General features: G+C 38.2%; 10 protein-coding genes. 7 read left to right on the top strand and 3 right to left on the bottom strand.

What is annotated here, in order from left to right; translation table 11 throughout:
- Positions 1-132 precede the first annotated feature (132 nt).
- From TOL2_RS17155 to TOL2_RS17140, 4 genes are all read left to right on the top strand, one after another.
- Positions 133-1,188 (top strand): PstS family phosphate ABC transporter substrate-binding protein, encoded by a 1,056-nt coding sequence (locus TOL2_RS17155; protein WP_014958557.1) that lies wholly within the window; start codon positions 133-135, stop codon positions 1,186-1,188.
- Between the two features lie 250 nt (positions 1,189-1,438).
- On the top strand, positions 1,439-2,260 hold the full coding sequence (gene pstB, locus TOL2_RS17150) for a phosphate ABC transporter ATP-binding protein PstB (protein ID WP_051012576.1): 822 nt from the start codon (positions 1,439-1,441) through the stop codon (positions 2,258-2,260).
- Between the two features lie 14 nt (positions 2,261-2,274).
- Positions 2,275-2,946 carry a phosphate signaling complex protein PhoU gene (gene phoU, locus TOL2_RS17145; protein WP_014958555.1) on the top strand — a complete coding sequence of 224 codons (672 nt, stop codon included), beginning with the start codon at positions 2,275-2,277 and terminating at the stop codon, positions 2,944-2,946.
- Between the two features lie 294 nt (positions 2,947-3,240).
- The gene (locus TOL2_RS17140) at positions 3,241-4,551 is read left to right on the top strand and encodes an ATP-binding protein (RefSeq protein ID WP_014958554.1); all 1,311 of its coding nucleotides are present in this window, start codon (positions 3,241-3,243) and stop codon (positions 4,549-4,551) included.
- A 73-nt stretch (positions 4,552-4,624) separates the two neighbouring features.
- On the opposite strand, the gene TOL2_RS17135 is transcribed toward TOL2_RS17140, so the two are convergent.
- The 3 genes from TOL2_RS17135 to TOL2_RS17125 all read right to left on the bottom strand — a co-directional run bounded on the left by TOL2_RS17135 (position 4,625) and on the right by TOL2_RS17125 (position 9,591).
- The gene (locus TOL2_RS17135; RefSeq protein WP_014958553.1) at positions 4,625-6,175 is read right to left on the bottom strand and encodes an ATP-binding protein; all 1,551 of its coding nucleotides are present in this window, start codon (positions 6,173-6,175) and stop codon (positions 4,625-4,627) included.
- A gap of 192 nt (positions 6,176-6,367) precedes the next feature.
- Positions 6,368-7,276: a phosphate/phosphite/phosphonate ABC transporter substrate-binding protein gene (locus TOL2_RS17130; RefSeq protein ID WP_014958552.1), complete on the bottom strand. Its 909-nt coding sequence runs from the start codon at positions 7,274-7,276 to the stop codon at positions 6,368-6,370.
- The gene (locus tag TOL2_RS17125) at positions 7,273-9,591 is read right to left on the bottom strand and encodes a bifunctional diguanylate cyclase/phosphodiesterase (protein WP_014958551.1); all 2,319 of its coding nucleotides are present in this window, start codon (positions 9,589-9,591) and stop codon (positions 7,273-7,275) included. The genes TOL2_RS17130 and TOL2_RS17125 overlap by 4 nt, the downstream gene beginning before the upstream one ends.
- Before the next feature lie 261 nt (positions 9,592-9,852).
- Between TOL2_RS17125 and TOL2_RS17120 the strand changes: the two genes are divergently transcribed.
- From TOL2_RS17120 to TOL2_RS17110, 3 genes are read left to right on the top strand one after another with little or no spacing between them, the layout of a single operon-like run.
- On the top strand, positions 9,853-12,336 hold the full coding sequence (locus TOL2_RS17120) for a glycosyltransferase (protein WP_014958550.1): 2,484 nt from the start codon (positions 9,853-9,855) through the stop codon (positions 12,334-12,336).
- 12 nt (positions 12,337-12,348) lie between these two features.
- Positions 12,349-13,371 (top strand): MJ1255/VC2487 family glycosyltransferase, encoded by a 1,023-nt coding sequence (locus TOL2_RS17115; protein WP_014958549.1) that lies wholly within the window; start codon positions 12,349-12,351, stop codon positions 13,369-13,371.
- A gap of 35 nt (positions 13,372-13,406) precedes the next feature.
- Positions 13,407-13,820 (top strand): TraR/DksA family transcriptional regulator, encoded by a 414-nt coding sequence (locus tag TOL2_RS17110; protein ID WP_014958548.1) that lies wholly within the window; start codon positions 13,407-13,409, stop codon positions 13,818-13,820.

Raw genomic sequence — 13,820 nt, 5'->3', positions numbered from 1 at the left:
AATAACTGCCACGGGCAGACCCTGATATTTCATCTTGGTTTGCCCACAACAAAGATTGAAAGTCTCTGTATTAATTTTCAAGACTTTTATAAAAAAACAACCAGAACATTTAAGAACAGTTAGGAGATGAAAATGAAAAAAACGTTATTCACCGCTCTATCCCTCTTGTTTGTTATTAGTATCAGTAATGTGTGGGCCGGTTCTTCAAGAGATTATATTTCGATTGTCGGCTCTTCAACGGTTTATCCGTTTGCAACTGTTGTTGCTGAAAAATTTGGCAAATCCACCAAGTACAAGACACCTAAAATTGAATCCACAGGTTCAGGCGGCGGACACAAATTGTTTGGAGCAGGTGTCGGCGTTCAGCACCCGGATATTACCAATTCGTCCAGAAGAATTAAAAAATCTGAATTTGAAAAAGCCAGTAAAAATGGTGTTGCTGCTATTATTGAGGTCAAGATCGGTTATGACGGCATCGTGGTTGCCAATTCTAAAAAAGCAGGTGCATTAAAATTAACCCGTAAAGATCTTTTTCTTGCCCTTGCAGAGCAAGTTCCCAATCCTGACGGAAGTGACACATTGATTGCTAATCCATACAAAACCTGGAATGATGTTAACTCTTCTCTTCCCAATACAAAAATTGAAGTTTTAGGACCGCCTCCAACATCAGGAACAAGGGATGCATTTGTTGAGCTTGCCATGGAAGGCGGAGCAAAAAAGTTTGGTTTTATCAAGGCAATGAAAAAGACGGACAAGAAAAAATATAAATCTGTCTGCCATACTGTTCGTGAAGACGGTGCATATATTGAAGCCGGTGAAAACGATAACCTTATCGTTCAAAAACTTGACTCTAATCCCAATGCTTTGGGGATTTTTGGTTTCAGTTTTCTTGACCAGAATACGGACAAGATTCAAGGGTCTTTTATTGATGGTGTTCAACCGACATTTAATGCCATTGCAGACGGGTCTTATCCTGTGTCGCGTCCTTTATTCTTTTATGTAAAAAAAGCCCATGTGGATAAAATTCCTGGAATCAGTGAATATCTCAAGGAATTTACAAGTGAAAAAGCCTGGGGTGATGAAGGGTATTTGACAGACAAAGGACTGATTCCCATGCCTGAAGCTGAAAGAAAAAAATATTCAAATGCGGTTGCAAATTTAACACCGTTGTCAATAGACGATTTATAGTCTGTGAATATAAAAAATACCGGATGCTTGAAATAAATATGCGTCCGGTATTTAAACCTTTAAACATGTTACAAAATAAAGAGAATAAGGCTTAATGGAAACACAGATTGCACAGATTGAGATTGCACAGACTGAACAGACTGAACAAAACAAACAGATCATGGTCACACAGATTATTTCAGATGATGAAGCGATGGATAAAATCATGCCCGGGAACCCTCAGGTGAAAAAGGTGGAAAAGGTGAAAAAGATGAAATCCGGACTTGTACCAAAGGATGATCGACGGACTGTTGGAGAAGCAACCGTGGAAAATCCGAGGATGCGGTGTGAAAATATTGATGTGTATTATAATGATGGTGAAAAAAAAGCAATTAATAATATTTCCCTTGATATTGGCTGTAATGAAGTTATTGCAATGATCGGGCCTTCAGGGTGCGGTAAGTCCACTTTTTTAAGAAGTTTGAACCGGATGAATGATACCATTGAAGGGTGTCGCGTAGATGGCAAAATCCTTCTTGACGGTAAAAATATTTATGATAAACAAGTTGATGTGGTGCCTTTAAGGGCACAGGTTGGAATGGTGTTTCAAAAACCCAATCCTTTTCCCAAGTCAATTTATGATAACGTTGCCTATGGCCCTAGAATCCATGGCCTTGTCCAGAACAAGGCTCAGTCTGATGAACTGGTTGAAACATCCTTGAAACGGGCCGGGCTCTGGGAAGAAGTAAAAGACAGACTGGATCAGCCCGGCACCGGGTTGTCAGGGGGGCAGCAGCAGCGGTTGTGCATTGCACGCACCATTGCCGTGGGTCCTGAAGTCATATTGATGGATGAACCCTGCTCCGCGCTGGACCCCATTGCCACTGCCATTATAGAAGATTTGATAGATGAACTCAGACAAGAGTATTCCATTGCCATTGTAACCCATTCCATGCAGCAGGCATCCAGGGTATCCCAGAGGACTGCTTACTTTCATCTTGGTGATTTGATTGAAATCGGTCCCACAGAACAGATTTTTTTAAATCCGCTACATCAATTGACCCAGGATTATATTACAGGACGATTTGGATAATTTGAGGAAATAGTATGCAAGAGCATATCGTAAAATCATTTGACAAGGAAATCAAAAGTCTCAGAGATAAGATCACATTGATGGCAAAAAGCTGTGAAGATCAGATTAATGGGGCTACACAGGCGTTTGTTCATATGGATGCCGAACTTGCACAAAATATTATTAAAGGCGACAGCCATATCAACCGTTTTCAAAGAGAGATTGAAGATAATGCGGTCCGGTTCCTTGCCAAACGCCATCCCCTGGCAGTGGATTTGCGACAAATTTTGTCTGCCATGAAAATTGCTTCGGAACTTGAGCGGATCGGTGATTATACTGCCAATATTGCCAAACGCATTGCTAATTTGTCTGAAAAACCTTTATCAGACGCCTCAGATCTCATCATGAAAATGGCACAAACCTGTAAAATAATGCTTCATGATGCCATTGACGCCTTTTTGAGTTTGAACATTAAACAAGCTGTTGCCGTATGGCAAAAAGACGATGAAATTGACGGTTATTTTTCCGAAATGATGACAATGCTTCAAGAGCAGATGCAGTATGAAACCACAGCCATCAACGACTGTACCCAGCTGATTTTTATGGGAAGATGTTTTGAAAGAATTGGGGATCATATTACAAATATCGCGGAAAATATATACTATGTCGTAACAGGTCAAAACTATATCGACCAGCTTGAAGAATAAATTTTTTTTGGCATCCTGTGCCCATAATGCCAACCTGTTCATAAACCAGTTTTAACCACGACCCCTTCTGATATCATCTGTTGTGATCAAGCACTCTTTTTCTTTGTCGTCATGAGCCGGTAATAGATTAAAGGCTTATAAATAAAGGCGATGCAAGAGCAAATCTGTTCTGTGGCAGTTATTTTAAACAAATTTTTAGGCATTTTATAATAAAAGCCAAATATTAATGTGAGAAATAATAATAGATGATTAAATTATATAATCAAAAATCTCTATTGTGGTGCAGGAATTAAGATGAAAACTTTCACAGCAGATTCAATGAATAGGATAAGTTATATCAGTAAAAAAGCATATACAGTGTTGCAAGATGATCCGGTCAGCAGCGTAAAAGAATTTTTTGATAAAAACAAACCTGTAAATGCTGTGGTTGTCGTCCAGGGATCAAAAATCCTGGGGCTTGTGATGAATATACATATGAATTTTTGTTTAAGTCAAAGATATGGCTTTTCCTTGTTTATCAACAAGCCGGTTTGCGCCATAATGGACAAATCCCCAATGATTGTCTGCCATGATGAAAGCATTGAGGATGTGGCATCCAAAGCCATGAAAAGAGAAAGCAATAGGATTTATGACCATATTATCGTTGTTAAAAACGGACATCTTAACGGTATTATCTCTGTAAAAACCATTTTAAATTTCCTGGTTAAATCCCAACGAGAACGCACCAATATCCTGGAGCGGTATGCAACTATGCTGGAGCGGGAAGACACTGACAAAAAAAAGGCCATCCAGGGATTAAAAGCATCAAAAATGGAAGCCATCGGTCGGCTTGCCGGTGGTGTTGCTCATGATTTGAATAATATATTGTCCGGCATTATAAATTATCCTGAGCTGATGATGATGGAGCTGCCGGAAAACAACAATTTGATCAAACCTCTGAAAATCATACAAGCCTCTGGAGAAAGAGCTGCTGCCGTGGTTCAGGATCTGTTGACGTTTTCCAGAAGAGGTAGAGTAAATAAGGATATGCTGAATTTGAACAGCATTGTCTGGCAATGTATTTATTCGCCTGAATTTTTCAGGCTCAAGCTTGAATTTCCCTTAATCAGAATCAAAAACGAACTCGAACCTCAACTTATGGTGATTGAAGGCTCTTGTACTCATTTAAACAAATTAATTGTAAACCTTGTAAATAATTCAGCAGAAGCTATTGAAGGACCGGGCAAGATTATTATTAAAACATTTAATCAATGTTTTGATAACCGTTATCACAAATTGAGCCATTTAAACTCTTTGCCGGGGGATGATTCGGTCCGTCAGGGTGAATATGTGGGATTGTCTGTTTCTGATAATGGCCCTGGTATTTCCAAAGACGATATGGATAAAATATTTGAGCCTTTTTATACAAACAAAAAAATAGACAGGGACGGTCAAGGTTTGGGTATGGCTGTTGTATGGGGAACAGTAAAGGAGCTTGGCGGTTACATTGATGTGTCAAGCAAGCCTGGAAATGGCACTGTTGTTACCATCTTTTTTCCTGCAAAAAAAAGAACCCTTGAGCTGGTTCCGAATGTTTGTTTGTTGGAAAACAGGAAATCCCAGTAATCCCAAGTGCGATTTTTGATCACTATTTTTGATTTTGAATGCAAAATATATTTAAATTCATAATACACGGTGTTCATAATACATGATTTTGAATATGCTTCATAGCCATGCCTGTCCTGCTGTCAAAAATTTCCCTGATGCTTGTTAACAGTTCGTCTTGTAATACCGGTTTCATAAGGATTTTATCCGGTTTAAAATCAATCGTCCTGCTGGTTGCTGTTTTTTTGCTGAATCCAGTACATAATATTATGGGAATAGCGGGCTGTATTTTTTTTATTTCCATGATCAGTTTTTCTCCTGCAAGATTGGGCATGGTCATATCCGTTATCACCATGTCATATATTTCAGGAGAATTGCGAAATGCCTCAAGGGCTTCAATGCTGTTGCTGTAAGAACTGACCTGATAACCAAAATAGGTCAATATGTTTTTAAACATGATGGTGATATTGATTTCATCATCAACGATAAGAATATGTTCATTACCATTGGGTTTGTAGTTTGATTGAATACGGTGAGCTGTTTGTTTTTTGGGGCTTTTAATGCAGGGTAAATAAATAAAAAAAGAGGTTCCTTTATCAGGAGAGCTGTAAACCATAATTTTCCCGTGATAATCTTTTACAATGCCGTGGATCAAGGCAAGCCCCAAACCTGTTCCCTTGCCTTCTTCCTTGGTTGTAAAATAAGGTTCAAAAATTCTTTTTACTGTGATTTCATCCATCCCGATACCCGTGTCGGTTACTTCAAGGCAAATGTATGAACCAGGTGCAAGATCCGGTGAAGGAACCGCATTTTTTTTTAAATCAACTTCTCTGAGTTTAACCGTCAGCTCTCCGCCTTTTTCTTCCATTGCATGCAAAGCGTTGGTGATCAAATTCATTACAATTTGATGAACCTGGGTCGGATCTGCCATTACCATACCCACATCATTGGGGATATCCGTGAAAATTTTGATGCTGGCAGGCAGGGTGGCCCTTGAAAATTTTAAAAGTTCTTTTATAATTAATTGTACTTTGAGGGGGTGATATTCTTTGTCTGTCTGCCTGCTGAATGTTAAAATTTGTTGGACAAGCTCTTTTGCACGGCATGCTCCGTTTAAAATTCCTTTGATTTGACTTTTCATGGGGTTGTCATGGGGCAGGTCTTGATCAATCATCTGGGCAAACCCAATGACTGGAAATAAGATATTATTAAAATCATGGGCAATACCACCTGCAAGCGTACCAATGGCCTCCATCTTTTGCGATTGCCGCAGCATTGATTCCATTTCCCGACATTCGCTTTCAAGTGTTTTTTTTTCTTTAATCTCGGTTCTCATTCTTTTTTTTAATTCTTGTTCTATTTTGTTTGCATGATCAATTTCTTTTTTAAGGATTTGATTGGCCTTTTTTAATTCAACTATCTGTTCTTCAAGATGATCTTTATACAATATTAATTGATCTTCAGATTGTTTTTGCTTTAATACAATTTGTTTGAACTCTGATTTTTGGCAGACTGATTCTGATAATTGATTTGTACTTAAAAACAAGTATTCTCTAATTTGTTCAAGCTGCTCCAACGGAATTATGTTGCCTTCATCTATTTCATATAGTTCATCTGTTTCATCAGTGCATTGATTGATGTGCATAACCTTTCCTTATTGTTCTCCTAATTTGCATGCAGTTTTATCAAATTTGTTATTTGCCAGCACTCCCGATGTTACTATATTGATAAAAAATGAGGATAGGATTAATGTCAGGTTTGAATTGTCTTAATGTTTGTTTTGGATTCTATGAGGAAAATTAAGATCTGAACACCGCTGCCGGTCACAGGTAATCGGTTATTTGTTTTTTTGTGTCTGTACGGCAATGATATCATGGATGGCCTGATAATCTTCATTGCAGACTTTCTCAATTCCGGTCAGTTGCATGTTATTTAACATCTGCTCCAGTTGAGGTGATGCTGACGACAGTATAATGTTTTTGAGTTGAGTCCTTAATGGCTCATTGACGCTGCCGCCAAATACAAAAGGATCATAATGAATTGGGTTGGAACGCCACAGAATTACAATTTGATCGGGGGGTATAAGCTTTTTTTGAACAGCTTCATCTATTCGGACAGACGCAACAAAAGCTGCGTCAACAAATCCGTTTGCAATTGCCTTGATGGAGCGGTCATGAGAACCTGTGTAAACATGTGTACCGAAGAAGGTTTGCAGCGGCTGTCCAATATGCTTGGAAAATACCATATTCGGAATTATGGCACCAGAGGTGCTTGCCGGGTCAGTTAGGGCGATTTTTTTCCCTTTCAGTTTTTCAATAGTGTCACATCCCGTATGTCTAAGCGTAAAAAGAATAGAATGGTAATAGCTTCCCTGTGGGGTTGTAAAACCTTTTTTAGTGGTAAAGGAGGCAAAGGCATCCACACGGTTATCCCTTGCTCTTGCCTTGGCATATGATGCCGGTCCTAAAATCGCAAAATCAATGGTATGTGAAAGAATACCCTCTATAACGGCTTGGTAGGAATGGGGACGGATGATTTTAATTGGTCTGTAAAGTTTTTCTTCCAACAATTGAAACAGGGGAGCCAGATTTGATATTTGCTGATCTATGTTTTTTTTGGGAATCAATGAAAAAGATAGAGGTGTTTTGGTTGTGTTATCAGCATCAGATGACTCAAAAGCAGGGGAAGTTTTATGAAAAAATAATAAACCAAAAAAGATTAAGAATATAATAAAAAAGTTTTTCATGCTGGTATACTCCTTAATGGTGAGATGAGGAATTCACGGATTTGTCTTTCAGGAACCGGACGGCTGAAAAAATAGCCTTGCACCTGATCGCAACCTGCAACTTTAAGATTGACAAGCTGCTCATGGGTTTCTATCCCTGTAGCAACAACAGTCAAATTAAGCTTTTTTGCAAGAACAATTGTTGATAAAATAATGGAGTTGTCATTGAAATTATTTCGAATTTTCTGAATAAAACGGCGGTCTATTTTAAGGGTTCTTATGGGAAGTGAGCTGATACGATTTAGATTGGAAATCCCGTTGCCATTGCCGTTGCCAAAGTTATCCAGTGAAATTCTTACGCCTTTGGATAAAAAGATTTCCAGGTTTTCAATGACGTTGTTTTTTCCCTCAATAAAGGCAGTTCGTGTGACTTCGATAGTAATATTTTCCGGTAATAGCTGATTGCGGCTGAGGGTTTCGAAAAAAAGATCGGGATATTTTTTGCTTTTCAGCAGTACGGGAGAAACATTCACAGCCACCGGCACAACTTTCAACCCTGCGGAACGCCATTTGACTATCTGTTGACAGGCAGCCTCAAGTACCCAGTTGTCAAGTGTTGTAATTAAATCGGTATCTTCTGCGGTTTTGATAAAGTCGGATGGGTATACAAGATGATAATCAGGGTGCTGCCAGCGGATCAAGGCTTCCAGCCCAACAACACGGAAGTCTGTAAGCCTTATGATCGGCTGATAGTGCAGTATAAATTCATTATTGGCAATGGCCGACGGCATGCGCTGTTCCAGTCCAAGATCCTGGATGGAAACGGTGTTGAGACTTGTATCAAAGAAACTGTAGAGTCCTCGCCCGGAACGTTTTGAGTTGTACATGGCAGCATCTGCATTTTCAAGCAGGGATTCTATATCTTCACCGTCGCTGGGGAATATGGAGATACCAATGCTTGGACTGGTTGTAACCAGGTGTCCGTCAATATTTTTAAAGGGTTCTGAAACAACAGTGATAATTTTTTCGGCAATAGGAGAAATGTTTTGTTCTGTTTCCAGATTGGCCAGCATGACAACAAACTCATCTCCTCCAAAACGGGCAACAATATCCGATTTGCGTGTGCAATCGACCAGACGTTCTGCAACTGCCTTAAGCAGCAAATCCCCGATGAGATGTCCCAGGGTGTCATTTATGGATTTAAATCTATCCAGATCAATGAAAAGGATGGCATAAACAAACGAGTTACGCTTGCCCAGGGCCAGGTTTTTTTTTGCCAGGGAAATAAACAGACGCCTGTTATAAAGACCTGTTAAAGGGTCGAAAGATGCTTCGTTAACGGCAGTCTGATGTTTTTGCTCCAGTTGTACGATCAGCTCATTGTTTTTTGCATTGGAAGCCTTCAGCTCAATCAGATATTGCTGCTTTTTGTTTATCATTTTGCATAAAAGCCAAAGGCCGATAAAACAGAAACATGTGAGAATCGAAAGGCTCCAAATCTGTTGTTTTGTATTTTGATAAAAACTTGAAAAAAATTCTTTCAATTCCTGGCTGACGGTAATAATGAAAGGATAGTTCCTGACATGTTTGTAGGATAAACAGTATTCTTCCTGACCGGGAAATTGTAAAATTTTTGAGCCGGAAACGTTTTGCATGTAAGCAACCGTCGGTTTTTCAGACAATGAGCTTTCAATGATCAGGCCACCGTTTTCAAAGCGAATAAGCTTTTTGCACTGCTTGTTGAAGATGGTAATGTTTCCTTTTTTGCCTATATCAATATCCCGGAAAAGATTAAGAATATATCCGATATCCAACTCAAGAAGCATTGCTCCTTGTATGTTTTTTCCTTGTTTCAGTGGAAATAATATTGGCATTTGCCAGGAAGTTTTCATGGAATCAATCTGGCAATTAAGGATCATTGCTTTATGATTAATCGCCATCTCATTAATATGGTACTTGATATGCTCCTGATTTTCTGGGGGGAGCTGAAGGGGTGAGGATTGATAAAACGTTTCTCCTGATAGTCTATAAAGAACGACTCTGTTGAAGGTACGTTCTCCGTTAATAAAGTTGGTAATATCGTTCAAGGATTTTTGCTGGTGATCGGAAAACCATTTCTGGGCGAGCAGTTCAATGGGCCTCTTTTGCTCCAAAGCCTGAAACATATTTTCTGTAAGTATACCGATTATGTTGTTTTGTTCCCGTTTCAGGTTATGTAAAAGAAAATTTTTACTTTTATGAAGCTGGTTTAAGGTCAACCCCCATATCAGCATAGCGATAAAACAGCAAAAGAAAATCAGACCTGATTGCAATTCACTATGTTTTTTGTCTTTCATTTTTTTTGTCTATAATAATACCTTTTCTATTCTCACCTGATTTCCCGGTCAGGGTATTCAAGTCAGCTTCAATGGTATAATCCTGTTTGGTTAAAAACTTACGAACAATTCAATCACAAGACATAATTTATAAAGTAAGAAAAAAGGAAGAACAATAGTTTATTCCAGGTTTTATCAATTTAAAATGATTTCTTAATTCAATTCTCATATGTTTTTTTTAAAAGTAGTTGAATTTAATAAATTGCGGCTTCAGGAGGAAAAATGATAGCAGATCTTCATGTCCATTCAAAAGCATCGAAAAGACCTTCGGAATGGTTTTTAAAAAAAGTAAACGCACGAGAATCTTATACTGATATTGACACTTTGTATAAAATTGCAAAACAAAACAAAATGGATTTTGTTACAGTAACGGATCATAACACCATTGAGGGCGGACTTGAGCTGATCCAAAAATATCCGGATGATACTTTTTTAAGCGTGGAAGTTACGACATATTTTCCGGAAAATAATTGTAAAATTCATGTTCTTGTATTTGATATCACACCAGAGGAATTTTTAAATATAGAGGCGATACGCCATAATATTTATTTTTTTAGAGATTATTTAAAGGCTCAGGATATTGCTTACTCTGTTGCTCATGGATTTTATAATGTTAATCAAAAATTGAGTATTGAGATTCTTGAAAAATTGATTCTTTTGTTTGATGTTTTTGAAGGGTTAAATGGTGCCAGAAACAGACATTATAATGAAATATGGAAGGGCGTTTTAGAAAATTTAACCCAGGATATGATTAAGGATTTGTCTGAAAAGCACAAGATAAAACCCATTAGTGATACTCCGTGGATAAAAGGATTTACCGGTGGTTCAGATGACCATGCAGGACTGTTTATAGGCCTGACAGCCACAGTCAGCAATGGTGCTGTGTCAAAAAAACATTTTATTGCACAGATTAAAGACAAAAAAACATATTTCAAGGGCAGGTGCAATGATTATAAATCTTTTGCCTTTTCAATTTATAAAATTTTTTGTGATTATTCTTCTAATGGGCGGAAAAACTCTCCCGGCGGGATAATGTCTTTTTTTAATGACGTTGTATTTGAAGACCGGCAAAGCCGTTTGAAAAAATGGATCACGTTAAGAAAAATCAAAAAGGGCAAACAAATAAAAGATAAAATTATTTTAAAATTTTTTGAAGATTTGCACAATTGGTCCCATAATAAACATTTGGATATGGAAACCAAAATAGAAAGTATCTATCACAGCATGGGACAATTGCTGGACGAATTTTTCAAAATGCTGCTGGAATCATTTGTAAATGATTTTTCCAAAGGCGATATTGGAAAATTATTTAAAAACTTAATGTCTGCCCTTCCTGCTTTGTTTGTAAGTTTTCCTTTTTTCTCATCTTTGCGTCACCTGTCGCAGGACAGGGATATGATTCTTTCATTAAAAAAAAAATGCAATGGAAACGATACATTATCTGATAAAAAGGTTTTATGGTTTTCAGATACGATAAATGATCTCAACGGTGTGTCAGTCACTTTGAACAACTTTAGAGAACAGATTGTAAAAAGAGATCTCAATGTTAGTTTTGTAACCTGTGTTTCCAAAAAGCATGGGCCGGACAAATCAAATGAATCCAATATCATGTACCTGCCGTGCATATATAGCGTTACACCTGAATTTTATGCATCCTGTTCTTTGAATTTTCCATCTCTTCTGGCTTCCATGGAAATGATTTATCAGTATAGGCCGGATCAAATCATTGTTTCAACACCCGGGCCGGTTGGCATATTAGGCATGATTATGGCCGGGCTTCTGGGAATCGACTGTGTTTCAATTTACCATACCGATTTTGCCGCCCAGGCAGAGTATCTTTTTGAAGATGAAGCCCTGGTCGGATTGATCCAGGTTTGCATCAACCGGTTTTATTCTTTTTCAAACCGGATAAAAGTGCCGACAAACGAGTATATTAAAATCTTGTCACAACAAAATTATGCAATGGATAAAATGAGTATTTTTAAACGCGGGTTTACTGTTGAAGATTTTAAGCCGTCTTTATCCTGGAAAAAAGCCTTTAAAAAAGAAAAAGGCATTAAAAGCGGTACAATATTGATGTGGGCCGGCAGAGTCAGTAAAGATAAAAACCTTGAGTTTTTGATTGATACTTATCAAAAAGCATGTGAAAAAATTCCTGATTTAAATCTTGTTTTGTGCGGCAATGGCCCTGATTTTGAATTTTTCAAATCACTTTGCCAACCTTTTGATAGAATTCATTTGAAAGGGTATGTGGAAAACAAAGAACTTCAGCAATACTATGAAATATCGGATATTTTTGTTTTTCCAAGCACCACGGATACCTTTGGGATGGTCATTTTAGAAGCCCAGGCCAAAGGTCTTTTTGCTCTTGTAACGGATGTGGGCGGTCCCAGGGAAATTATAGACAACGGCGTAACAGGAAAAGTTTTGAGTCTTTCTGATGCAGATGCATGGGTGGAGCAAATTTGTTCCGTTCACACCATGAAATCTGAGTGTCCAAACGATTTTGCTATGATGAGAGCAGCCTGTCAGGATCGAATAAAAACTCAATACAGCTGGGATGAGGCTTTAAATGATATTTTGGGCGGCACAAAAAAAATGAAATCAGCCATTTCCAGCCCAGTCAGTCCCAGACCGGATATTGCCCTGGAAAATGATTTGGTTTGTTTGAAATCAGAACGGATTTTAAAAAAAAATGTAGCCTGAGGCCGGTTTGATATGAAAATCTTATACGGCATACAAGGTACGGGCAATGGTCACATGACCCGGGCAACTCAGATCATTGATGAATTACAAAAAAAAAGTGTCATAGTGGATGTTATCTTCAGCGGCTGTGGCAAAGATAAATTTTATGATCCATCAATTATCAGTCCTGTGGGATTTTATAAGGGGTTTACCTTTTCCATTAAAAAGGGAGGTATCCAGATTTTTCATACGGCAAAAAACTTGTCTGTAGGTCAGTTTGCAAGAGATGTTCTGTCATTTGATGCATCAGGCTATGATCTTGTCATAACTGATTTTGAACCTGTCGCGTCAATGATTGCCAAAAAAAATAAAATTCCCAGTATCGGCATAGCCCATCAATATGCTTTCTTACATGATGTTCCCATGGATCGGTCCAATTTTATCGCCCATATGATTATTAAACATTTTGCACCGGCTGATTATACAATTGGTATGCACTGGCACCATTTTAATCAGCCCATAGTCCCTCCTGTTATTCCAACCTGTTTTAAAGCGTCCAACGTAACGGATGAAAAGCTTATTCTTGTCTACTTGCCTTTTGAGGACAAAGATCATGTCCGGGCATTTTTAAAGCCGTTTTCAAAATTTGAATTTGCCGTATATGGAGGTACCAGAAAAATGCCTAAAATTAAAGAAGATAACATCAGTTGGCATCCGTTTTCCAAAACAACATTTTATGACGATCTTGCAACATGCTCGGGGGTGATCTGCAACGCAGGATTTGAACTGCCTGCCGAAGCTATTTTTCTGGGTAAAAAAATATTGGTAAAGCCTTTGAAAGGTCAGTTTGAACAGGTGTCCAATGCCATGGCTCTGGAAATCTTAAATTCAGGAATGGTTATGAGCTCATTGGACAAAAATAAATTGAACCTATGGCTGAGCCAATCTTCAAAAATAAAAAGAGAGTATCCCAACGTGGCCGGTCGGATTTCCCAATGGGTATTGAATGGAAATTGGTCGGATACAAAACAATTGATCAGCAAAACCTGGAATTAAAACGTTAAATCATACAATGTAAGGAGAAAAAAATCATGGAAACAACAAAAACCATGGATATTCATTATTGTTTAAGCAATGAATCTTATATGAATGAAAACCAGTTGGTCTATTTTAAAAACAAGTTAAGCTGGCTTAAAATGGAACTGATTGAAAAAATACACCAGACTAAAAGGCAAATCAAAACAACGGGATCTGCCCACCCTGACATTCTTGACCGCAGTAATTCATTGGTTGATATTGAACAGCAGCTTTGGGTTCAGGAACGCAATACCAGTCTGGTCAAACAAATTGATGCAGCTTTAAGAAGAATTGAAGACGGCAGTTTCGGGTACTGCCAGATCACCGGCGATAAAATCGGTTTGAGGCGGCTTGAAGCATTACCGTTTACAAATCTTTCAGTTCAGGCACTAGAACAAATTGAAATGATCCCGCAAAAGGTTTTTTAG

Source organism: Desulfobacula toluolica Tol2 (assembly GCF_000307105.1).
In the GTDB taxonomy this organism is placed as follows: domain Bacteria; phylum Desulfobacterota; class Desulfobacteria; order Desulfobacterales; family Desulfobacteraceae; genus Desulfobacula; species Desulfobacula toluolica.
Note: the sequence above shows the minus strand (reverse complement) of the source record. Positions and strands in the feature narration are given on the sequence as shown.

Excerpts from the sequence above, each read along its gene's own strand:
- TOL2_RS17130 (WP_014958552.1), bottom strand. The coding sequence starts at position 7,276 with ATGAAAAACTTTTTTATTATATTCTTAATCTTTTTTGGTTTATTATTT.
- TOL2_RS17135 (WP_014958553.1), bottom strand. The coding sequence starts at position 6,175 with ATGCACATCAATCAATGCACTGATGAAACAGATGAACTATATGAAATA.
- TOL2_RS17110 (WP_014958548.1), top strand. The coding sequence starts at position 13,407 with ATGGAAACAACAAAAACCATGGATATTCATTATTGTTTAAGCAATGAA.
- TOL2_RS17125 (WP_014958551.1), bottom strand. The coding sequence starts at position 9,591 with ATGAAAGACAAAAAACATAGTGAATTGCAATCAGGTCTGATTTTCTTT.
- TOL2_RS17115 (WP_014958549.1), top strand. The coding sequence starts at position 12,349 with ATGAAAATCTTATACGGCATACAAGGTACGGGCAATGGTCACATGACC.
- phoU (WP_014958555.1), top strand. The coding sequence starts at position 2,275 with ATGCAAGAGCATATCGTAAAATCATTTGACAAGGAAATCAAAAGTCTC.
- TOL2_RS17120 (WP_014958550.1), top strand. The coding sequence starts at position 9,853 with ATGATAGCAGATCTTCATGTCCATTCAAAAGCATCGAAAAGACCTTCG.
- TOL2_RS17155 (WP_014958557.1), top strand. The coding sequence starts at position 133 with ATGAAAAAAACGTTATTCACCGCTCTATCCCTCTTGTTTGTTATTAGT.
- TOL2_RS17140 (WP_014958554.1), top strand. The coding sequence starts at position 3,241 with ATGAAAACTTTCACAGCAGATTCAATGAATAGGATAAGTTATATCAGT.
- pstB (WP_051012576.1), top strand. The coding sequence starts at position 1,439 with ATGAAATCCGGACTTGTACCAAAGGATGATCGACGGACTGTTGGAGAA.